This window comes from Streptomyces sp. NPDC104367 (assembly GCF_055583825.1).
In genome coordinates this window covers 41,656-63,700 of sequence record NZ_JBVJND010000028.1, presented here as the reverse complement: position 1 = coordinate 63,700, position 22,045 = coordinate 41,656, and the positions used below count along the sequence as shown (strand labels likewise).

General features: G+C 73.0%; 13 protein-coding genes. 3 read left to right on the top strand and 10 right to left on the bottom strand.

Annotated elements, in window-relative coordinates; genetic code table 11:
* Positions 1–17: 17 nt before the first annotated feature.
* Positions 18–1,598: a glutamine-hydrolyzing GMP synthase gene (guaA, locus tag ACZ619_RS33535; protein ID WP_469607036.1), complete on the bottom strand. Its 1,581-nt coding sequence runs from the start codon at positions 1,596–1,598 to the stop codon at positions 18–20.
* A gap of 296 nt (positions 1,599–1,894) precedes the next feature.
* On the opposite strand from guaA, the gene ACZ619_RS33530 reads away from it, so the two are divergent.
* A complete protein-coding gene (locus tag ACZ619_RS33530; protein WP_469607034.1) occupies positions 1,895–2,176 on the top strand; it encodes a chorismate mutase in 282 nt (93 codons plus the stop codon).
* 687 nt (positions 2,177–2,863) lie between these two features.
* Here the strand turns inward: ACZ619_RS33530 and ACZ619_RS33525 are convergent.
* Entirely contained in the window at positions 2,864–4,003 is a 1,140-nt protein-coding gene (locus tag ACZ619_RS33525) for a hypothetical protein (RefSeq protein ID WP_469607031.1), read from the bottom strand.
* 228 nt (positions 4,004–4,231) lie between these two features.
* Here ACZ619_RS33525 and ACZ619_RS33520 point away from each other — a divergent pair, with 228 nt between their 5' ends.
* On the top strand, positions 4,232–5,263 hold the full coding sequence (locus ACZ619_RS33520) for an LPXTG cell wall anchor domain-containing protein (protein WP_469607029.1): 1,032 nt from the start codon (positions 4,232–4,234) through the stop codon (positions 5,261–5,263).
* Positions 5,264–5,358: 95 nt separating this feature from the next.
* Here ACZ619_RS33520 and ACZ619_RS33515 read toward each other — a convergent pair whose 3' ends face one another.
* The 7 genes from ACZ619_RS33515 to ACZ619_RS33485 all read right to left on the bottom strand — a co-directional run bounded on the left by ACZ619_RS33515 (position 5,359) and on the right by ACZ619_RS33485 (position 18,883).
* Positions 5,359–7,149, bottom strand: a complete 1,791-nt coding sequence (locus ACZ619_RS33515; protein WP_469607026.1) for a GMC family oxidoreductase N-terminal domain-containing protein — start codon at positions 7,147–7,149, stop codon at positions 5,359–5,361.
* A 44-nt stretch (positions 7,150–7,193) separates the two neighbouring features.
* Positions 7,194–8,822 carry a succinic semialdehyde dehydrogenase gene (locus ACZ619_RS33510; RefSeq protein WP_469607023.1) on the bottom strand — a complete coding sequence of 543 codons (1,629 nt, stop codon included), beginning with the start codon at positions 8,820–8,822 and terminating at the stop codon, positions 7,194–7,196.
* Positions 8,823–8,957: 135 nt separating this feature from the next.
* On the bottom strand, positions 8,958–10,010 hold the full coding sequence (locus ACZ619_RS33505; protein WP_469607021.1) for a serine/threonine-protein kinase: 1,053 nt from the start codon (positions 10,008–10,010) through the stop codon (positions 8,958–8,960).
* 114 nt (positions 10,011–10,124) lie between these two features.
* Positions 10,125–11,744 carry a serine/threonine-protein kinase gene (locus ACZ619_RS33500; protein WP_469607018.1) on the bottom strand — a complete coding sequence of 540 codons (1,620 nt, stop codon included), beginning with the start codon at positions 11,742–11,744 and terminating at the stop codon, positions 10,125–10,127.
* A gap of 112 nt (positions 11,745–11,856) precedes the next feature.
* Positions 11,857–13,497, bottom strand: a complete 1,641-nt coding sequence (locus ACZ619_RS33495; protein ID WP_469607223.1) for a serine/threonine-protein kinase — start codon at positions 13,495–13,497, stop codon at positions 11,857–11,859.
* 110 nt (positions 13,498–13,607) lie between these two features.
* Positions 13,608–16,577: a protein kinase gene (locus tag ACZ619_RS33490; protein ID WP_469607016.1), complete on the bottom strand. Its 2,970-nt coding sequence runs from the start codon at positions 16,575–16,577 to the stop codon at positions 13,608–13,610.
* Positions 16,578–16,714: 137 nt separating this feature from the next.
* Entirely contained in the window at positions 16,715–18,883 is a 2,169-nt protein-coding gene (locus tag ACZ619_RS33485; RefSeq protein ID WP_469607221.1) for a serine/threonine-protein kinase, read from the bottom strand.
* Positions 18,884–19,054: 171 nt separating this feature from the next.
* On the opposite strand from ACZ619_RS33485, the gene ACZ619_RS33480 reads away from it, so the two are divergent.
* Positions 19,055–20,098: a serine hydrolase domain-containing protein gene (locus ACZ619_RS33480; protein ID WP_469607013.1), complete on the top strand. Its 1,044-nt coding sequence runs from the start codon at positions 19,055–19,057 to the stop codon at positions 20,096–20,098.
* Between the two features lie 97 nt (positions 20,099–20,195).
* Here the strand turns inward: ACZ619_RS33480 and ACZ619_RS33475 are convergent, their stop codons facing one another.
* Positions 20,196–21,902 carry a glycerol-3-phosphate dehydrogenase/oxidase gene (locus tag ACZ619_RS33475; RefSeq protein ID WP_469607010.1) on the bottom strand — a complete coding sequence of 569 codons (1,707 nt, stop codon included), beginning with the start codon at positions 21,900–21,902 and terminating at the stop codon, positions 20,196–20,198.
* Between the last annotated feature and the right edge of the window lie 143 nt (positions 21,903–22,045).

Here is a 22,045-nt window from a genome sequence, read left to right as displayed (position 1 = left end):
GGCCCGCTAGCCGCCGGCTACTCCCACTCGATGGTGCCCGGGGGCTTCGAGGTGACGTCGAGGACCACGCGGTTGACGTCACGGACCTCGTTGGTGATCCGGGTGGAGATCTTCGCGAGGACGTCGTAGGGCAGGCGCGACCAGTCGGCCGTCATGGCGTCCTCGGAGGAGACCGGGCGCAGCACGATCGGGTGGCCGTAGGTGCGGCCGTCGCCCTGGACGCCGACGCTGCGGACGTCCGCGAGCAGGACCACCGGGCACTGCCAGATGGAGCGGTCGAGGCCGGCCGCGGTCAGCTCCTCGCGGGCGATGGCGTCGGCGTCGCGGAGCAGGTCGAGGCGCTCCTTGTCGACCTCGCCGACGATCCGGATGCCGAGGCCGGGACCCGGGAACGGCTGGCGCTGGACGATCTCCTCCGGCAGGCCCAGTTCCTGGCCGACCATCCGGACCTCGTCCTTGAAGAGCTTGCGGAGCGGCTCGATGAGCTTGAACTCCAGGTCCTCGGGGAGGCCGCCGACGTTGTGGTGCGACTTGATGTTCGCGGTGCCGGTGCCGCCGCCGGACTCGACGACGTCCGGGTAGAGGGTGCCCTGGACCAGGAACTCCACGGCCGGGCCCGCGTCGGCGACGATCTCGGCCTGGGCCTGCTCGAAGACCCGGATGAACTCGCGGCCGATGATCTTCCGCTTCTGCTCGGGGTCCGAGACGCCCTTGAGGGCGGTCAGGAACCGCTCCTCCGCGTCGACGACGACCAGCTTGACGCCGGTCGCGGCCACGAAGTCCTTCTCGACCTGCTCGGTCTCGCCCTTGCGCATCAGGCCGTGGTCGACGTACACGCAGGTCAGCTGGGAGCCGATGGCCTTCTGGACGAGGGCCGCGGCCACCGCGGAGTCGACGCCGCCGGACAGACCGCAGATCGCCCGCCGGTCACCGACCAGCTCACGGATCGCGGCGACCTGCTCGTCGATCACGTTGCCGGTGGTCCAGGTCGGCTTCAGGCCCGCGCCGCGGTACAGGAAGTGCTCCAGCACCTGCTGGCCGTGCGTGGAGTGCATGACCTCGGGGTGGTACTGGACGCCGTAGAGCTTCTTCTCGTCGTTCTCGAAGGCGGCGACCGGGACGACGTCCGTGGACGCGGTCACGGCGAAGCCCTCGGGGGCGGCGGAGCAGGCGTCGCCGTGCGACATCCACACGTGCTGCTCGTCCGGGGTGCCCTCGAAGAGGGTGGAGGCCGGCTTGCAGACGTGCAGGTCGGTGCGGCCGTACTCGCGGGCACCGGTGTTGTCGACGGTACCGCCGAGGGACTGCGCCATCAGCTGGAAGCCGTAGCACATGCCGAAGACGGGGACGCCGGCCTCGAAGAGCGCGCGGTCCAGACGGGGGGCGCCCTCCTCGTACACGGACGAGGGGCCGCCGGAGAGGATGATCGCCGCCGGGTTCTTGGCGAGCATCTCGGCGACCGGCATGGTGCTGGGCACGATCTCGCTGTAGACCCGGGCCTCGCGGACGCGACGGGCGATGAGCTGGGCGTACTGCGCGCCGAAGTCGACGACCAGGACGGTGTCGGGGGTGGCGGCAGCGGGAGTCGCTGATGACACGGGGTGCCTTCCGGCGGTCTGGGCGGGGGTCTGTGGTTACCGATTCTAACGGGGTGGCGGTCGGACACCTCGCCGCGTGCGGCCGCCGGGCTGTGGCATACTCGCCCCCATGCTCACGCACCCGACCTTCCTCTTTACCTATGGCGACCGGCCCCCCGGCTGCCATGGTCGTGCTGCTTGAGCAACTGACAAGCGACTTCCCCAGGCGCCCCGGGCCGACAAGGTCCGGGGCGCCTGGCGTTTCCCCGGGTCCTGTCGCTCCGGGGGGCCTCCCCCGACAGATGAGGAGCCCCGACATGACCGCCCTCGATGTGACCGGTGCCCGTACCCCCGAGGCCGCCGACGTGATCGCCGGTGCGCGGGAGCGCATCGACGCGCTGGACGACCGGATCATCGGTCTGGTCCAGGAACGGATGGCGGTCTCCGCCGTCGTCCAGGAGGCCCGGATCACCTCCGGCGGCCGCCGCGTGAACCTGTCCCGCGAGATGGAGATCCTCACCCACTACAGCGAGGCGCTCGGCAGGCCGGGCACCACCCTCGCCATGACCCTGCTGGAGCTGTGCCGCGGCCGCATCTGAGTCCGTGGCATCTGAGCCCGTGGCATCTGAGCCCGTCGCGTCTGAGCCCGTCGCATCCTGGCCCGTCGCATCCGAGTCGTGCGGATCTGAGTCGTGCGGATCTGAGTTCGGTCCCTTCTCACCCGTACGGCGCGTGACCGGCACCCGGAACGCTTCGTTGGTGGGGTGTCCGTGCCAGCCAGGGGCGGGCCCGAAAGAACCACGCGTGGCTCACTGGAGCGATGAGGCGTACGGAACGTGCCGTGCGCCGTGGGACCTCGCTCCAGTCAAGTGACCGGACGGCAGGGGACAGCAGCCCGGTCACCCAAGAGACGGCCGGCTCCGGGGACGCCCGGGGCCGACCGGCGGAAAATTGCAAAAATGCACCAGTGCCGGGCCAAACGGTTGCGGAGGCCGCGTACATCCAGCACGATGCAAGGAAGGCCTCCGAGGCCTTCACAGCTCCCAAGTCCCAGTTCAGGCAACGGTATTGCCGTGTGCCGACCGTCCGTCACAGGTCGAGACCTGCCGTACGCCCCGAGCGCGCCGGGGCGCCGACCGAGGGCGCGACGGGTGGCACAGGACACAGAGACCAGCGGCGCAACCCCCCGGCGCCGCTCCCCGGCACCGACGCTGCCCTGACGTCGGTGCTGACGGAAGAAGGGCCCCGCGGCTCCGTCCCGCGGGGCCCTTCGCCGTGTGCCGGTCCTACGTGCGGCTCACCGTGCCGCACCCCTCCGGCCGGTCGTCGAGCACGCGGCTGCGGTCGTACGGGTCGACCGACGGACCGGTCGGGGCCGCACCGGTCGGGGCCTGGGACGGGAACTGCGGGTGCAGATAGCCGTCGTCGATGCCGCAGCCCGAGTTGCCGGCGTTCTCGTCGTAGCGCAGCAGGGTCAGCCGGCCGGCGGTGACCTGGTAGCGGACGGGGTCGGGGAGTTCGACCTCGATGACGCGGCGCACAATGGTGCGGGTGACCTCGGTGGAGCCGCCGACGCGGACGACCGGGTAGACGAAGGTGTAGTCGGCCTGCACGGCCACCCCCTCGAACTTGCCCTTGGAGAAGGTGATCCGGCCGCGCGTCTTGATGACCTCCCCGGCGAGCTTCACGTCCTTCGGGTCGAAGCGGCTGAAGAGGAACAGCGGGTCGTGGGTCACGCTGGGGCTGCGCAGCGAGGTTTCCAGGTCGTCGAGCACCCGGGGCTGCTTGGGGTCGAGCACCGAGAGGGCGGCCTCCGGGCGGGCGCCGGCCACGACGCGGGGGTTGAGGTTGGCATCGACCAGCAGCTTCCTGGTCTGCCGGAGCGCCAGTTCGACGCGGTCCTTCGGGATCGCGCCGAGCGCGGTGGCCTCGGGCAGCACGATGCCGGCCGCGCCGTCGGCCCAGCGGGCCGCCGGGGAACCGGCGAACGGGTGGGCGAGGGTGGGGGTGCCGGCGGCGGCCGCGGAGGGCGGGGCGGTCGGGGCGGCGGTCTCGTCGGGGAGGGGCGCGGTCGCGGTGTCCGTGCCGGACCCCGGGCCGAAGGGGTCGCCGGGGATCAGCGACGGCCGCATCGCCACGACCAGCGCGGCGATCGCCAGCGGGACGCCGATGACCGCCCACGCCTTGCGGCGCCGCGCGGCCCGGCCGTCCGCCTCCCGCCGGGCCGACCCGGTCCGCCAGCCCTCCGGTTCCGCCTGCCCCTTGAGCCGCTGGGCCACCTCGCGGGCCCGGGCCGAGGGCTCCTTCGGGGCGGACTCGCGGATGTCCCGCTCGCTGTCGTGGATGAACCGCTCCCACACCTCGTCGGGTATGGAGGAGGACGACGGGTCGTCCCCCGACGACCGCTCGGACCGTCTGTCAGACATGACACTCTCTCGTTCGGCCGTTCGACGGGGGCGAGAATAACCTTGGAATCCGCTGTGTCCATGCCCAGCCCCGGGATCGGGCCCGCCGCGGGACGCCCCAGTGACCAAGTGACCTACCTCACATGAGAATCCGGTGAATGCGGAGGCAACCATTCACAGGATTCACCGGTCACATCAGCGGAACCAGCGGTCACATCCATCGACCGCGTCTGAGTCACGGGGGTCCTCATGAAGCTTCGCCGCGCCATGGCCGCGGCAGCCGCCACGGCTGCCATCGCGCCGCTCGCCCTGCTGTCCGCACCGGCCGCCTTCGCGGAGGAGTCGGCGACGCCGACCGCGTCCGAGAGCGTGCCGAGCGAGATACCCAGCGAGACGGCCGCGGCCTCACCGTCCGACGACGACTCCGCCACCGCCTCGCCGAGCGACAGCGCGAGCGAGTCCGCGTCGGCGTCGGCATCCGCGTCGCCCGGCGACAGCGCGAGCGCAAGTGCCTCGGCGTCCGCGTCCGCCGAGCCGTCCGAGTCGGCCGAGCCCAGCGAGGACCCGTCCGACCCGGACGTCCCCTACTGCGAGGACCTCGACGAGCAGTACGGCCAGGCCAAGGTGTCCGCGGACATCAAGGGCCTGCCCGGCAAGATCGTCGCGGGCGACGGCTTCCACGACTTCGAGCTGGTCGTGACCAACGAGTCCAAGGCCGACATCGAAGGCGTCGCCTTCTACGCCGAGATCGAGAACTACGAGCTCGACGAGTCGAAGTACCTGAGCCCCCACGTCGACCTGGAGTTCAAGAACCCCGACAGCGGTTCCTGGGACCGGATCGGCAGCGACGACTGGGCCGGCGACTACTTCTTCTACGTGCCGAAGCTCAAGGCGGGCGCCGGCAAGTCCATCGACCTGCGCGTCTCCATCGACGCCGCGGCCCCCGCCGGCGACGCCTACTCCTTCGGCTCGGGCGCCTACCTCGACCAGGTCGACGGCCAGGACTGCATCGCCGAGGGCTGGGCCCAGTACGACTTCACGGTCCTTGAGGCCGGCTCGTCCAACCCCGCCCCGGGCGAGGCCACCCCGAGCGACAACGGCGGCAAGGACTCGGTGAAGAAGCCGCAGGGCGACGTCTCCGACCTGCCGACCGGCAACCTGGCCGACACCGGCTCCAGCTCGGCGCTCCCGGTCATCGGCCTCGTCGGCGGGGTCGCCGTGGTGGCCGGCGCGGGCGCGGTGATCGCCGTACGCCGCCGGAAGGCCTCGGCGGACGCGTAGACAAGGTCGCGCGGCCGCCGTGCCAACGGTGGCCGCGCACCGATGAAGAGGGACCTGGGCTCGGAGGGGGGCACAGGTCCCTCTTCGCTGCGCGGCTACTTCTTCGGGGGGACCGCCGGGACGCCGAGGAACGGCAGCCGCAGCGCGCCGAAGGCGTCCGGCGGGACGACCGGGTCGCGGGGCTCGACCGCCTTCAGGCGTTCGTAGGCCGCCCCCTGCGCGGGACGCGGGTCCGGCTCGCCCTTGTTCGGCCAGTACGACATCGCGCGCTCGGCCTGGGCGGTGATGGTCAGGGACGGGTTCACACCGAGGTTCGCGGAGACGGCGGCACCGTCGACGACCGATATCCCGGGGTGGCCGTACAGCCGGTGGTAGGGGTCGATGACGCCGCTCTCGCGTGAGCCGCCGATCGGGCAGCCGCCGAGGAAGTGCGCGGTGAGCGGGGTGCCCATCAGCTCGCCGACGTTGCTGCCGGGGAAGCCGTTGATCTCGGCGGCGAGCACGGTGGCGGCCTCGGAGGCGGCCTTGATCTGCTTGGGGTTGGGCGCGCCGTGGCCCTGCCGGGCGGTGAGCAGGCCCTTGCCGACGCCGTCCGGTTTCAGGTACGTCGTCAGGGAGTTGTCCAGCGACTGCATCACCAGGCCGATGATGGTCCGCTCCGACCAGCGCCGGCTGGAGAGCGAGCGCAGTACGAGCAGAGGGTGGCGGGCCGCGTTCGCCAGCCAGCCGAGGACGCGGGAGGAGCCCTCCGCGTACGGCACCTGGAGGATGGACAGGCTGCCCATCGCGTTCGAGCCCTTGCCGTAGCGGACCGGCTCGATGTGGGTGTTCTCGTCCGGGTGGATGGAGGACGTGATCGCGACGCCCTTGGTGAAGTCGGCCCTCGGGGTGCCGTGCGCCTTGCGGTAGCGGCGGTCGTCGGTCTGGGCGCCGACCAGGGCCTCCGAGTTGGTGCGGGTGAGGTCGCCCAGCCGGTCCGAGAGGTACGGCAGCTGGCCGCCGGCCTTCATGCGGTGCAGCAGGGTCTGGGTGCCGTACGTGCCGGCGGCGACGACGACCCGGTGGGCCCTGAAGATCCGGCCCTTGCCCTTCTTCCGGTCGTCGGTGGGGAGGGTCGCGACCGCGTAGCCGCCCCGCGAGTCGTCGGTGACGGAGACGACCGTCGTCATCGGGTGCACCTCCGCGCCCGCCTTCTCGGCGAGGTGGAGGTAGTTCTCGTTGAGGGTGTTCTTCGCGCCGTGCCGGCAGCCGGTCATGCACTCGCCGCACTCGGTGCAGGCCTTGCGGTCCGGGCCCGCGCCGCCGAAGTAGGGGTCGGCGACCTGCTCGCCGGGCGCGGCCTTCGCCCCGCCGTCTCCGTCTCCGTCGGCGTCCTTGCCGTCGCCGAAGAAGACGCCGACCGGCGCGAGGTGGAAGGAGTCGCCGACGCCGAGCTTCTCCGCCGCCGCCTTCAGGTGCACGTCGGAGGGGGTCATGGTCGGGTTGAGCCGTACGCCGAGCATGCGCTGGGCCTGGTCGTAGTACGGCTTCAGCTCCTCGTGCCAGTCGGTGATGTCACGCCACTGGGGGTCGTCGAAGAAGGCCTTCGGCGGGACGTAGAGGGTGTTGGCGTAGTTGAGCGAGCCGCCGCCGACGCCCGCGCCGGCCAGGACCATGACGTTGCCGAGGAGGTGGATGCGCTGGATGCCGTAGCAGCCGAGCTGCGGGGCCCAGAGGTAGTTCCTGATGTCCCACGAGTTCCTGGGCAGGGTCTCGCGGGTGAAGCGGCGGCCGGCTTCCAGGACACCGACGCGGTAGCCCTTCTCCGTCAGGCGCAGGGCGGTGACGGAGCCGCCGAAGCCTGAGCCGACGACGATGACGTCGTAGTCGTAGGTGTCCTGGGGCACGGGTGCTCCTCGTTGAGTTTCGCGTGCGGGTGGGAACGGGTCGGCTACCGCAGCCTCAGCGCCTTCATCACGCGGAGGCTGGTGCTCATGAACCGGGCGTACTTCTCGTCGTCCATGCCCAGGGAGGGGGCCATCGGCAGCAGTCGCTGCTGTGCGACCGTCTGGGCCTCGGTGTACTTGAGGATGCCCTCGGAGCCGTGGCGGCGGCCCAGGCCGGAGTCCTTCATGCCGCCCATCGGGGACTGGACGCTGCCGTAGGCGGGGGCGTAGCCCTCGTTGACGTTCACGGTGCCGGTGCGGAGCCGGGCGGCGACCGCGCGGCCGCGGCCGCCGTTCTTCGTCCACACCGACGAGTTGAGGCCGTACGGCGTGCCGTTGGCGTGCTCGACGGCCTCGTCCTCGGTCTTGAAGCGGTAGAGGGAGACGACCGGGCCGAAGGTCTCCTCCGCGCAGACGGCCATCGCGTCCTCGACGCCGTCGAGGATGGTCGGCTCGTAGAAGTAGGGGCCGATGTCGGGACGGGCGGTGCCGCCGGCGACGACGGTGGCGCCCTTCTCGACGGCTTCCTCCACGTGCCGCCTGACGGTCTCCAGCTGGCGTTCGCCGACCAGGGAGCCCATGTCGGCGCCGTAGGCGAGGGAGCGGCCGAGGCGCAGGGCCTTCGTGCGGGCGGCGAAGCGCTCCACGAACGCGTCGGCGATCGACTCGTGGACGTAGAGCCGCTCGATGGAGATGCAGAGCTGTCCGGCGGAGGAGAAGCAGGCGCGGACCGCGCCGGCGGCCGCCTTCTCGATGTCGGCGTCGTCCAGGACCAGCATGGCGTTCTTGCCGCCGAGTTCGAGGGAGACGCCGACCAGCCGGGCGGCGGCGCCCTGCGCGACCTCGCGCCCGGTGCGGGTCGAGCCGGTGAAGGAGACGTAGTCGGCGTGCCGGACGACCTCGGGTCCGACGACCGGGCCCTCGCCGAGCACCACCTGGAAGACGTCGGCGGGCAGCCCCGCCTCGATCAGCAGGTCGCGTGCCCACAGGGCGGTCAGGCAGGTCTCGGTGTCCGGCTTCATGACGACCGCGTTGCCGGCGGCGAAGGCGGGCAGCGCGTCGCCGACGGAGAGTTCGAGGGGGTAGTTCCACGGGGCGATCTGGCCCACGACACCGCGCGGGTGGCGCAGTTCGGTGACCTTGGTGAGGGTGGGCATGGCGCCCGCGTGCCGCTTGGGGCGGAGGTAGGCGGGGGCCTTGCGGCCGTAGTGCCGTGCGGCGACGGCCACGGCCTGCACCTCCTCGTGGGCGTGCAGCCGGGCCTTGCCGGTCTCCAGCTGGATGAGGTCGAGGACCTCGGCCTGGCGGGCCAGGATCAGGTCGTGGAAGCGGAGCAGGACGGCCGCGCGCTGCCGTACCGGCACCTTCGCCCACACGGCCTGGGCGGCGCGGGCCGCGTCGTAGGCCCTGGCCACGTCCTCGGGGGTGGACTCGGGCAGGTCGGCCAGCTTCTCGCCGGTGAAGGGCGTGTGGTTGGCCGTACGGCCGGAGCCGGCGACGCCCTTGGTGAGCTGGGCGACCAGCTCGGGCGTGACCACGTCGGCGGCCGTTCGGGCTCCCGCGGGGGCGGGGGCGAGGGGGTTGGTGCCGGTCGTGTCCGTACCGGTCTTCTCCGGGGCCTGCGAGTCCGTCATGAGCCGCAGGGTATTCGGGCGCGGGGCCTTTGGGTACCCGTGGGTAACCCTGTTTCACGGAGTGCACACACACCGCCAGCGATCACTGGCAGGGAATGCGCTGATCAGGGGGTTGGGCGGGGACGATCAGCGCCGTCAGCCACGCTCCGGTTTTTTGGCGAGCAGCAGACCGAGGGCGGTGAGCGGGGTGAGGCGGCGGGGTTCGGGGGCGGCCGGGGGTGCCGGGTCCGGGGCGGGGGCCGGCACCGGGGGCGGGCTCGCCACGGGCTCGGTCACCCACGCGGGCAGGCTCGTCCCGGCGGCCTCGGCGAGCGCCTCGGCCGCGTCGGCTGCGGTCGGCCGGGCCTCGGGGTCGGTGGCGAGGAGCCGTCCGAGGAGCGGGGCGAGGCCGCCCTCCGCACCGCCGAGGGCCTCGCGGAGCAACGCGCCCAGGGACCACAGGTCGGAGGCGGGCCCGGCGCCGCGCTCCTCACCGCACTCGGGGGCGACGAACGCGCTGTGCCCCTGCGCGCCGCCGGTGCCGAAGTCGGTGACGACGACACGCTCGCCGCCGGCTTCGAGGAGAACGTTGGACGGCTTGAGGTCCCGGTGCACGATCCCGACGCCGTGGGCGGCGTGCAGCGCCCCGAGGACGGCGAGCCCGATCCGGGCGGCCTCGTCGACCGCCAGCGGCCCGCGCGCGTCGAGAGCGGCGCGCAGCGACTCCCCCTCCACCAACTCCATGACGATCCACGGCAGTTCGCCGTCGAGGAGTACGTCGTGGATGGCGACGGCGGCCGGATGGTCGACCCGGGCGGCGGCCCGGGCCTCGTGCAGCAGACGGTGCGCGGCACGCTGCCGTTCCTCGTCACCCGCGCCACCGGAGCCACCGGCACTGTCGGCGGCAGAGGGGGCGTCGGCGACAGAGCGGCCGCCCCCGACACCGGCACCGTCGCCGACACCGGCACCCTCGCCGTCGCCGTCGCCGTCGCCGTCGCCGTCGCCGTCCGTGGCATCGTCCCCGGCGCCCTTGTTGGCACCGTCTCCGGCGCCGGACAGCCGTGGCTCCTTGACCGCGACGTCCCGCCCGTCCTGCTCGTCGCGGGCCCGCCACACGGTGCCGGCGGGCCCCGAGCCGATACGCCCGGCGAGCCGGTAACGCCCCCCGATCAGACGTCCCTCGACCGGCTGTTCGCCGTCTTCGCTCATGTCACATGAGTACCTTGCGCACCATGCCGTTGTCGAAGCGGCGCGGTCAGCGGAGTGCGGTATCCGGCCTCCCCGCCCTGAACGCGCGCCCGGCGCACGGCCGTTCGAGACCGCTCAGGCCGCCGTGAACGTGTCGACGGCGACGTCGAAGTACTCGCGGGCCTCGCGGACCTTGCCGACCGGTGCCGACACCCACACGTCGTACATCCGGCCGCCCTCCTCCCAGCAGATGTCGTAGGTGTGCCGGGGGCCCTCGGAGGCGCTGAAGCCCGTCCAGGTGAACTCCCAGAAAGCGGCGGGGTGTCCGGAGTGGGTGGTGTCGGTGACCCGGCCGTCGTGGTAGCCGGGGTTGGTGCTCGGTCCCTCGGCCGCCGCCCGCCGCATCACCGCTCCCGGCCCGCCGGTCTGCGGCTCGGAGACCTTGATGCCGAGCCGGAAGGTCTGTCCCGGCGACATGTAGAAGACGCGCTCGCCCTGCGGGTCCCGGGTGAAGCCCTCCGGCACGGCGAGGGAGAAGCCGCCCGGGTCCCGCGCGAGCCGGTAACCGGACGGCGCGGTACGGGAGTCGGTGGGCGGCGGCGAGGAGGACCGCGTCGGCGTGGGCGCGGAGGACGCCGTGCGCGACGCCGAGGACGACGTGTGCGACGCGGAGACGGCGGTCGCGCCGCCGCGGCCCGGTCCCGGTGTGCCGGTGTCCCCGCCGCCGTGGAACAGCAGCGCCGCCGCCGACACCCCCGCCCCGGCCATCGCGGCGACGAGCAGCGCGGCGATCAGCATCCCGCGCGTCGAGTACCCGGCCGGCACGGCCTGTTCCGGGGCGGGCGGCCGCGGCACGTCCCGCTGGGTCGGGGTGTACGACGCGACGCCGACGCTCTCCGTCGCGCTCGCGACCGCCACCGCTCCCGTCGCCAGGAACCCGCGCAGCATCCGCTCGGCCTCCTCGGCGCCCAGCCGCCGCTCCGGATCCCGCTCCAGCAGCCCCCGTACGACGGGCAGCAGCGGCTCCGCCTGGGCGGGTGGCCGGATCTCGTCGGAGACCACGGCGTGCAGGATGCCGCCGAGCGAGTCGCGCCGGAACGGCGACTCACCGCTGAGCGCGGCGCACAGCAGCGCGCCCAGCGACCACAGGTCGGACGCCGGACCGGCCCGGGTCCCCGACATCCGCTCGGGCGCCGTGTACTCGGGCGAGCCGACGAAGGAACCGGTCTCGGTGAGCGTGGAGGCGCCGGCGACCTGGGCGATCCCGAAGTCGGTGAGCACGACACGCCCGGTGCCGGCCTCGACGAGCACGTTCGCCGGCTTGATGTCCCGGTGCAGCACACCGGCCCGGTGCGCCGTGCGCAGCGCGCTCAGCAGGTCGCCGGCGATCCGCGCGGCCTCGGCCACGTCCACGGGGCCGCCGCGCGAGATCCGGTCGGCGAGGGAGCCTCCGTCGATCAACTCCATGACGATGTAGGGCCGTTCGCCGTCGTCCACGACGTCGTGGACGACGATGATGTGCGGGTGGCGCAGCTGCGCGACCGCCTGCGCCTCACGCAGGGTGCGGTCGCGGCGCAGTCGGGCGTCGTCCTCGGGGAGCGAGTCGTCGACGGTGAGTTCCTTGACGGCGACCTGCCGGCCCAGCAGTTGGTCGGTCGCCCGCCACACGACACCCATCCCGCCCCGCCCGAGCCGCGCGTCCAGGCGATAACGCCCAGCGATCAGACGTACGGCGTCATCCCCCGGATTCACCATGAGCCCCATGATGCCGCACCGGACGCCCACGTTCCGGACACTGACAGGCCAACTACCGAAACCCGGGCCTCGCGCGGAGCGAACCGGCGTCGCCGTTCGGCCGTCCGGACGGTCAGCCCTCCTGGAAGCTCCGCAGGATCCAGTCGAACTGCTTCTCCGTGGTGGGCCAGTCGTCGGTCGGAGAGGCCGCGTAGATGGCGTATTCCGTGCCGTCACTGTTCATGTAGCCGACGTCGATCGCGTGGTAGGGCCCCGGGTAGTAATGCGGAGGGTTCTTGGCCAACGCGTTCCAGGTGTACTGCCAGCGGACGCCCGGCAGGTCGCGGAACAGCTCTTCCTTGAGGCTCAACCGCTTGTAGTCCTGCAGTCGGGCCGAGATCTTCTGCTCCAGATAGCTCATGTGGTCGTACGACGTACTGAAGTCCGGCGCGGTGTCGACGGCGACCCGTACCAGGTGCTTGCCGTTGTCCGGTGAGTAGTCGACCTGCCGGAGGCCGTCCTGGTCGATGGAGACCGACCGTTTCCACCCCTTGGGCAGGGAGATGCTGAAGCCCACCGGGTCGTCGCGGCGTTCCCAGCCGTCGGGTACGGATCCCTGGCCGCTGCCGCCGGTCGGTGTGGCGCTGGTGTCGGTGTCGGTGTCGGCGCTGGAAGTCGGGGTGGACGAGGCGGCGGTGGAGTCGCCGGCGCTGCCCGTGCCGTACTGCTGCAACGCGACCGCCACGCCTCCGCCGACGACCGCCGCGAGGGCGACGACCACGGCGAACGTCCGCAGGCGGTACCGCTTCGGCGCCGCCGCCGCGGGCACGGGCCCGGCCGCCACCGGCGGATACGGCGTGGCCGCGGCCGTCTGCACCCGGGTTCCGGCGCCGGAACCCGTCGCCGGTACGCCGTAGCCGCTCGGTGACGTCGGTACGAACGCCTGCGCCGCGCTCGGCCGCCGCCCCTCCGCCGCCTCGGCGAGCATCTGCTCCAGTTCCCCGGTGCTGGGCCGCCGGGCCGGCTCCTTGCGGAGCAGCGCGGTGATGACCGGCTCCAGCGGGCCCGCGTTGCGCGGCTCGGCGACCTCGTCCTCGACGACCGCCTGCATGGTGGTCAGCGGCGAGGTACGGCGGAACGGCGACCGGCCCTCCACCGCCGTGTACAGCGTCGCGCCCAGCGCCCACAGGTCGGAGGAGGGCCCGGGATCGTGCCCGCGCACACGCTCCGGCGCGAGGTAGTCGACCGATCCGACGACTTCCCCGGTCCGGGTGATCGTCGTGTCGCCCTCGATCTGGGCGATGCCGAAGTCGGTGAGCAGGACCCGGCCGTCACGTCCGAGCAGTACGTTGCCCGGCTTGACGTCCCGGTGCAGCACACCGGCGCCGTGCGCGGCACGCAGCGCCCGCAGCACCCACAGCCCGATCCGCGCGGCCTCCGCAGGCTCGACGCGCCCGCGCTCCTTGACCTCGTCGGCCAGCGAACGGCCCTCGACCAGCTCCATGACGATCCACGGGCGGCCGTCGTGTTCGAGTACGTCGTGGACGGTGACGACGGCGGAGTGGTTGATGCGCGCCGCGGCCCGGGCCTCCGCCCGGGTACGGGCCAGCAGGATGGCCTGGTCGCCCTCGGAGACGTAGAGCGCGGCCGTCAACTCCTTGATGGCGACCGCCCGGTGCAGCACTTCGTCGTGTGCGCGCCACACCCGGCCCATGCCGCCGCTGCCGATGGTGTCGGCGAGCCGGTAGCGGCCCGCTATGAGCAGGCCCTGCATCTGATTCACGTTGCCCCGCAATGCTCTTGTCAGGGTCAGACTATGGAGCGCCCTGCGGTCATGGAACCGGCGGGGTCCCACGGAGACAGCACTGTGACGGTTCGGGTGGCTCAGCCCGTGTACTTGTACGTCGTCGACGCCTGCTCGTAGAACTCCGTGACCTGGTCCCGTTCCGACTCCGGGCCGCGCACCTGCACGATGTGGTAGCGGCCGTCGATCAGGAAGACCATGTTGCGCACGAACAGGTCGCCGTCCTGGCTGTCCGTCCAGGTGAACTGCCCCTCGGCGGAGACCTGCTGTCCCACCGTGATGGTCCGCAGCCCGCCGGCCGTGGCCCAGCTGGAGTCCCGGTACGGCTGCAACTCCGCTTCCTTGTCCCGCTGGTACGTCATCGGGTCGCTGCCGTAGCTCGCCGCGCTGTCCCGTCCGGCCACCACGATCAGCTCGAACTTCCCGTGCGAGTAGATCACTTGGCCGCTGCTGTTCTTCGGGGTGCGGGTCCAGCCCTTGGCCACGGCGATCCGGAAGCCGTTCGGGTCGTCGCGCAGGGTGAAGCCGCCGCCGACGTCGGAGCCGCCCGTCGAACCGGCGGTGGTCTGGGTCTCGGTGGACTGCGTCGACGTGGGCGAGGGCGTCGCAGTGGGCGTGGGGCTCGGTGCGGAACTCACGTCACCGGCCGCGCCGGTCCGGTCACCGCTTCCCGTGCCGCCGCCGTCCGCGCTGTCCTTCTTCGGCATGAACACCATGGCGTACGCGACCGCCGCGGCCAGCAGGAGCAGCACCAGCAGAAGGAGCGTACGGCCCAGCCGCCGCGGCGACCTGGCCTCCTCGCGGGCACGCTTGTGCCGGCCGTGGGTCGCCGGGAGCCCTGCCCTGCGTCTGCGGACCAGCTCGCCGCGGCGCCGGATGATCGGCAGCCGCTTCGGGTCGGCGGGCGGGGTGGCGACGACGTACGTACCGGCCTCCGGCTCGGGCGCGGACCGCACCAGCGAGCGGAGCCAGCCGCGCAGCTCCTCAAAGTCCAGCCGCTCGGTGGGGTCCTGACGCAGCAACGACTCCACGACCGGCCTCAGCGAGCCGCACTCCTCCGCGAAGGCGGGCGGCTCCGAGACCACCAGCTGGACCAGCTCGGCCGTCGACTCCTCCGGGTAGGGCGCGTGCCCCTGTACGGCCCGGAACAGCAGCGCGCCGAGCGCCCACAGGTCGGTGGCCGGTCCGATGGGTGCCGCCAGCTGCCAGTTCTCGTGCACGGGCCCGGCCTGCTCCGGCGCCCAGCGCTCGGTCACCGGCCCCACCACGGTCATCCGCACCTGCCGCGCGCGCTCGGCGGCCAGCGCGGTCGCGGGCCCCCGCCGCCCGGGGACGGCCGCGGCGGCGGCCTCACCCCAGCGAGCCGCGGCCCCGGCCGCACCCTGCGCGGGCAACACCGGCCGAGCACCGGGAACGGACAACTGGGCGGGATCCTGCCCGGGGCGAGCACCGGGGACGGGCAGCTGAGACGCGTCCTGACCGGGCCGGGCACCGGGAGCGGACAACTGGGCCGGGTCCTGACCGGGCCGGGCACCGGGGACGGGCAACTGGGCCGGGTCCTGGCCCGGGCGGGCGGCGGGGAGCGCGGTGCGCTCCTGACCGGCGCCGACGGCCGGAGGCGCCCCGGGGGCGGTACGCGGTGAGGCGCCGTGCCAGGCCGAGGGCGCGCCGCCGACCCCGTACGGATCGGCTATCTGCCCGGGCGGCACAGCCCCGGCCCCCTGCACCTGCCCCTGAACATACGGCGCCTGCCCGGAGCCGTACGGCGACTGAGCCTGGCCGGGCCCGTAGGGGGACTGCGCCTGGCCGGCCCCATGCGGCGACTGCGCCTGCCCGTTGGACTGGCCGGCCCCGTACGGGGACTGGGCCTGTCCCGGCCCGTACGGCGACTGCGCCTGCCCGTTGGTCTGCCCCGCCCCGTACGGCGGCTGCGCGGCACCGTTGCTCCGGGGCGTCCCGTGCGGGGGCTGTGGTGCGGGGGCTCCGGTGTCGGTCTCGGCGGGTGGGCGGGCGCCGGGCAGCGCGGCCCGGCCGTTCTGCTGGGTCTCCTGGACGCGCGCGGCGGCCCTCGCGCCCGCGCGGTACGCGGCGATCGCCCCGGCGCGGGCCGCGCGGACGTCCGCGCCGGTCTCCAGCGCCCGGCGCGCCACCGCACCGGTACCGGAACCGGAAGCGGAACCGTCCGCGCCCTCCTCCGAACCGGCCCCCGGCAGCCCGCCCGCGGCCCGCGCCTGGATCGCGGCACGCCGGGCGGCCTCGGGATCGACCTCCTGGCCGGAATGCGCCCCCGGCGCGCCGGCCGTACCACCTGCCGCGCCCGCCGCACCCCCTACGCCCCCGATGCCCCCGGGAACACCGCCCGCGCGGCCCGCGGGATCGGCCGGGCCCATGGGCGCGCCGGAACTCTCCACCGGCCCGGTCTCACCCTCCGGCACCGGCACCGGGTCGTACCCGCACAGCGCCTCCTCCGCCGCGCCGACCGCGAGGCCGGTCAGCATCACGCGGCCGTCGTCGCAGACGAGGACCGTGCGGGCGGTGATGTTGCGGTGGACCCAGCCGTGGGCGTGCAGCACGCGCAGCGCCATCAGCACGTCGGAGGCGACCTCGGCCGCCCGGTAAGGGGTCAGGGGCTGCTCGGCGAGCAGCGCCGCCAGCGGCCGCGCGGAGACGGACTCGCTGACGATCCAGAGCGAACCGCCCTCCGCGAACACGTCGAAGACCTGGTCGAGCCGGGGGTGGTCGGGGATCCGGGCGGCCGCCTGCGCGGCCTCGACGGCGCGCCGCACCGCGGGATCGCTGGGCCGGCGTGTCGCGGTACGGGCCGACGGCGGCCGGCGCGCGCCGCGGTCACGGGCTGTGAAACCGTCCGGCAGCCCCTCCGCGTCGAGCACCTCGGCCTCGACGACCTCCGGCAACGGCACCTGGCGGACGAGGACTTCCTGTCCGCTGTAGGTGTCGAAGGCCCGGCTCTCGGTGAGTTCGTACTCGTCGGAGGGGGGCAGGGGCAGGCGGTAGCGGTCGGCGAGCACCCGACCCGCATAGTCGTCCACGTTGCCTCCCCCGGCCGTCCGGTTGGTCAAATCCGTTCGTTTCGCGGCCCGTTCCGTATGCATACCTGGATGCGTACGGTCCGCAACCACTCACGATACGTGCCGGAGGCAATTCGCATTGTGGGGATGCGAATTTGTCACTTCGGCTCGAAGGACGCGGTCAGCGTCTTCCAGGTGTCCTTGCGCAGCTCACTGCTCCAGTCGGCGGCCTTCGCCGTGTACATCAGCGCGTACCCCTGCTTCGAGCTGACGACGAACCCCCGGTCGACCGTCCGGTATTTGGTGCCGCTCTCGACGTAGGTGAACTCCCAGTCGGCCGTGTTCCAGCCCCGGTAGCTCACCGCGGCTATGCGGATCTTCTGGTACTGGGAGCGCGCCATGTAACGCTCCTGGTTCTCCCAGTCGGCCACCGGGTCGTCCTTGGGCGTGGTCGTCCACGCGACCAGCAGCTTCTGTCCGTCGGGGCCGGTGAACCGGTCCCCGGCGGAGCTGCTGGTCTGGAACTTCCAGCCCTTGGGCAGCCCGATCGAGTACCCCTGACCGCCCTTGTACGTCGACACCACCGGCGCGCTGCCGCTGTCACCGTCGCTGTCACTGCCACTGGAGTTCGATGCCGAGGAATCGTCGTCGCTCGCGGCGCCCGAGTCGTCCGAACCCGAGTCGTCGGAGTTCCCGGCCGCCTCGGACGTCGACGAGTCACCGTCCGTCCGGGTGCCGTCGCCGGTGTCCTCCTTGGTGGAGGCGCCGGCGCCGGAACCCGAACCGGAACTCATGCTCGCGCTCGCCTGCGAGGTCGCCACCGCCTTGGAACCGCCGCCCTTGCCGCTGCTCTTGCCGTCGTCGTCACCGCCGCCCAGGGTCAGGGCGAGCACGGTGCCGAGCACGGCGAGCACCACCACCACGGCGATGATCACCAGGGTGCGCTTCGGCACCACGTCGGTGATCGGCGCGCGGGGCACCGTCCGAGGAGCCAGCTCCAGGTCCAGGTCCGGCGGCGGCATCTGCGGCCAGCCCGAACTCGGCTTCCCCGCACCGGGCTTGGCCCCCGCCGACGCACCGGCCGAACCGGCCGCACCGGCACCGCCGCCGATACCGACGGACGGCGAGGCGGCACTACCGACCGCGCCCGCCCCCGAAGCCGAGGCCGCACCCGAAGCCGCGCCCGAGCCGGTTCCCGCGCCCGAGCCTCCCGCGGCGCCGGCCGGACCCGCCGTGCCACCCGCCTCGGCGACAGCGCCGGCACCACCGCTCTTCGTCCTGGTCGCGGCCGAGGCGCTCGCCGCCCCCGCCGCCTTGCGCACGGAACGCAGCGCGCCGCGCAGCTTCTCCCCGGCCTCCTCGCCCCGCTTGGCCCCGGCCGGGGCGGCCTTCTCCTCCTGCGGCGCGTCGGGCTGCGGAGGCAGCGGCACCACCCGCGTGGCGTCGGCGGGTGCCTCCTCCGGCGTGTTGACGACGGCGCTGAGCATCACGCGGGCGCCCGCGTCGTCGAGCCGCTTGTCCGGGTCCTTGTTGAGCAGGCCGTAGATGACGTCCCGCAGCGGTCCCGCGTTCTTGGGCTCCTCCAGCGACTCGGTCATCACCGCCGTCAGCGTGGCGATCGCCGACCCCTTGTCGTACGGCGGCGCTCCCTCGACCGCCGCGTACAGCAGGCCGCCGAGCGACCACAGGTCGGCCGCCGGGCCGGGCTTGTGACCGCGGGCCCGCTCCGGGGAGATGTAGGAGGGGGCGCCGACGAGCATGCCGGTGGAGGTGATGGACGGGTCGCCCTCGACCTGCGCGATACCGAAGTCGGTGAGCACGACCCGGCCGTCGCTCTCGGAGATCAGCACGTTGGACGGCTTCACGTCCCGGTGCAGGATGCCCTCGCGGTGCGCCGACCGCAGCACGTCCAGGATCGCGAGGCCGACCTCGGCCGCCCGCCTGGGCTTCAGCAGGCCGTCCTCCCGGATGACCTCGGCCAGCGACTTGCCCTCGACGAGCTCCATCACGATCCAGGGCCGGTCGTCCTCCTCGACCACGTCGAAGACCGTCACCGCGCTGTTGTTGCGGATCCGGGCGATCGCCTTGGCCTCGCGCAGGGTGCGCGTGATCAGGCGCCGTTTCTCCTCGTCGTCGATGTTCGACGGGAACCGCAGCTCCTTGACGGCCACCGTGCGGCCGAGGGTCTCGTCCTCCGCCCGCCACACCGTGCCCATGCCGCCGCGGCCGAGCACTCCTCCCAGCCGGTACCGCCCGGCGAGAAGACGCTCGCTGTTGTCCTGACGAGTCTCTTGACGAGAAGTACCCGCCCGCTCCGCCTCCGACATGCGTCCCCTCATGCAACCCGCCCTGACAGAGCCTCCATTGTCCCTCACCCGACAAGTGCCCGACGCCCTGGGGCCCCCTGATCCCGCATCGGGCCCGGCCGATCGGAACCCCCGGTGACGAGGGCGTCACTCGGGCCGGGATGATGAGCCGCGACAAGGGGAGGAACCGGGATGCCGTCGCTTCGGACACTGGTGGCCATACCGGTATTCCTTGCCCTGCTGCTGGCCCCGGTCACGGCCGGTTCCGCCTCCTCGGCCGAGGCCACGGACCCGCTTCTGTCACAGTTCGTCACCAAAGGCAGGGCGCCCGCCGCGGCCCTCCTGGAACAGGACGGCGACGACGTCCGCTACGCGGCCGCCGGCCTGGGCATCACCCGCGCCGACCACTTCCGCGCCGGCAGCGTCACCAAGACCTTCATCGCCACCGTGGTGCTGCAACTGGCCGCGGAACACCGGCTGTCGCTGTCCGACACCGCGGACCGGTACCTGCCGGGGCTGCTGCGCGGCCACGGCGTCGACGGACGCCGGATCACCCTGCGGGCCCTGCTCGCTCACACCAGCGGGCTCGCCGACTTCACCACGGTCACCCGGGGGTCGGTCCCCCTCACCCCCCTTCAGGCGGTGGGCATCTCACTCTCCCTCCGGTCGACCCGGCTGGGCCGCTACGCGTACTCCAGCACCGACTACGTCGTCCTCGGCATGGTCATCCGGCGGGTCACCGGCCGCTCGTACGCCGCCGAGGCCAGGCGCCGCATCATCACCCCCCTCCGTCTGACGGGCACCTCCTTCCCGGGCGCCCGTACCACGCTGCCCTTCCCGCACGGCCGCGCCTACGCGGCCGACGGCACCGACGTCACCCGGCTCGACCCGCGCGTGGCCGGCGCGGCGGGCGAGCTGGTGACCACCCTCGACGACCTGAACCGCTTCTACGCGGCGCTGCTGGACGGCGAGCTGCTGCCCCCGCGCCTGCTCCGCGAGATGCTCGACACCCGTGCCACGCACGGGGCGTACGGGCTGGGGATCTTTCCGGTGAAGCTGCCGTGCGGGACCACGGTGTGGGGACACAACGGCCGGATCGCGGGCAGCTATGTGCGCAGCGCCGTGTCGCGGGACGGCCGGCATGTGCTCACCTTCCGCGTGAACACGACGACGATCGCGGACCCCGGCCTCGAACCCGCTCTGCTCGCGGCCGAGTTCTGCTCTCGCACTTGGTAGAACGGCCGGGCGCCGGAAGAGGATCCCGGCCCCGGGTCGCTCGATCGGGTGAAGCGGGGAGCCGCCCCGCGGCCGGGACCGGTCCCGGGACGGCGGTCTACAACGGCACGATGTCCGGCGCCCCCAGCCTCGCCGCGTCCGCGGTCAGGTCGTCGGGCTGGAGCTGGGACTCGCGCTCGGCCTCCACCCGCTTCTCGTAGTGCTCGACCTCCCGCTCGATCTGGTCCTTGTCCCAGCCGAGGACGGGTGCCATCAGCTCGGCCGCCTCGCGGGCGCTGCGGGTGCCGCGGTCGAAGGTCTCGATGGAGATGCGGGTCCGGCGGGTGAGGACGTCGTCGAGGTGGCGGGCGCCCTCGTGGGAGGCGGCGTAGACGACCTCGGCGCGCAGGTAGTCGTCGGCGGCCGAGAGCGGCTCGCCGAGGCCCGGGTCGGCGGCGATGAGGTCGAGGACCTCATCGGCCAGCGAGCCGAACCGGTTCAGCAGGTGCTCGACGCGCACCACGTGCAGGCCGGTGCGGGCGGCGATGCGCGCCCGCGCGTTCCACATCGCGCGGTAGCCCTCCGCGCCGAGCAGCGGGATGTCCTCGGTGACGCACTCCGCGACCCGCATGTCGAGGCCGTGCACCGCCTCGTCGACGGCGTCCTTCGCCATCACCCGGTACGTCGTGTACTTGCCGCCCGCGACGACCACGAGCCCGGGCACCGGGTGGGCGACCGTGTGTTCGCGCGAGAGCTTGCTGGTGGCGTCGGACTCGCCGGCCAGCAGCGGGCGCAGTCCCGCGTACACGCCCTGGACGTCGTCGCGCGACAACGGCACCGCGAGCACCGAGTTGACGTGGTTGAGCAGGTAGTCGATGTCGGCGCTGGAGGCGGCCGGGTGCGCCTTGTCGAGGTCCCAGTCGGTGTCGGTCGTGCCGACGATCCAGTGCCGGCCCCAGGGGATGACGAACAGGACCGACTTCTCGGTGCGCAGGATCAGGCCGGTCGTGGAGTGGATGCGGTCCTTGGGGACGACCAGGTGGATGCCCTTGGAGGCGCGGACGTGGAACTGGCCGCGCTCGCCGACCATCGCCTGGGTGTCGTCGGTCCACACGCCCGTCGCGTTGACGACCTGCTGGGCGCGGATCTCGTACTCCCCGCCCGCCTCCACGTCCTGCACCCGGGCGCCGACGACCCGCTCGCCCTCGCGCAGGAACCCGGTCACGCGCGCGCGGTTGGCGGCCTTCGCGCCGTAGGACACCGCCGTGCGCACCAGGGTCGCCGTGTAGCGGGCGTCGTCCATCTGGGCGTCGTAGTACTGGATGGCGCCGACCAGGGCGTCCTTGCGCAGCGCGGGCGCGACGCGCAGGGCGTGCCGGCGGGAGAGGTGGCGGTGGGCGGGCAGGCCCCTGCCGTGTCCGCGGGCCATCGACATGGCGTCGTAGAGCGCGACGCCCGAGCCGGCGTACAGCCGCTCCCAGCCCTGGTGCTGGAGCGGGTAGAGGAACGGGACGGGCTTGACCAGGTGCGGGGCGAGCCGCTCCAGGAGCAGGCCGCGCTCCTTGAGCGCCTCGCGGACGAGGGCGAAGTCGAGCATCTCCAGATAGCGCAGGCCGCCGTGGACGAGCTTGCTGGACCGGCTGGAGGTGCCGGAGGCCCAGTCGCGGGCCTCGACTATGCCGGTACTCAGACCGCGGGTGGCCGAGTCCAGCGCGGTGCCCGCGCCGACCACCCCGCCGCCCACGACCAGCACGTCCAGCTCGCGCTCGGCCATGGCCGCAAGGGACTCCGCTCGCTGCTCCGGGCCCAGTGTCGCTGTCCTCACCGCTGCCTCCCGCTCTGCCGCCATCGGTCATCGCTCGTCGTCGGTCATCGGTCGTGCAGGCCGCGCCCCGAGGGCGGGGCCATGACCAAATTCTGACCGGCTTGCCCGACTTCAGCCACCACTCGCCCCCAGCCTGTGGACAA

Coding starts and splice junctions, on each gene's coding strand:
- ACZ619_RS33530 (WP_469607034.1), top strand. CDS start 1,895: ATGACCGCCCTCGATGTGACCGGTGCCCGTACCCCCGAGGCCGCCGAC.
- ACZ619_RS33525 (WP_469607031.1), bottom strand. CDS start 4,003: ATGTCTGACAGACGGTCCGAGCGGTCGTCGGGGGACGACCCGTCGTCC.
- ACZ619_RS33520 (WP_469607029.1), top strand. CDS start 4,232: ATGAAGCTTCGCCGCGCCATGGCCGCGGCAGCCGCCACGGCTGCCATC.
- ACZ619_RS33510 (WP_469607023.1), bottom strand. CDS start 8,822: ATGACGGACTCGCAGGCCCCGGAGAAGACCGGTACGGACACGACCGGC.
- ACZ619_RS33505 (WP_469607021.1), bottom strand. CDS start 10,010: ATGAGCGAAGACGGCGAACAGCCGGTCGAGGGACGTCTGATCGGGGGG.
- ACZ619_RS33500 (WP_469607018.1), bottom strand. CDS start 11,744: ATGGTGAATCCGGGGGATGACGCCGTACGTCTGATCGCTGGGCGTTAT.
- ACZ619_RS33495 (WP_469607223.1), bottom strand. CDS start 13,497: ATGCAGGGCCTGCTCATAGCGGGCCGCTACCGGCTCGCCGACACCATC.
- ACZ619_RS33485 (WP_469607221.1), bottom strand. CDS start 18,883: ATGTCGGAGGCGGAGCGGGCGGGTACTTCTCGTCAAGAGACTCGTCAG.
- ACZ619_RS33480 (WP_469607013.1), top strand. CDS start 19,055: ATGCCGTCGCTTCGGACACTGGTGGCCATACCGGTATTCCTTGCCCTG.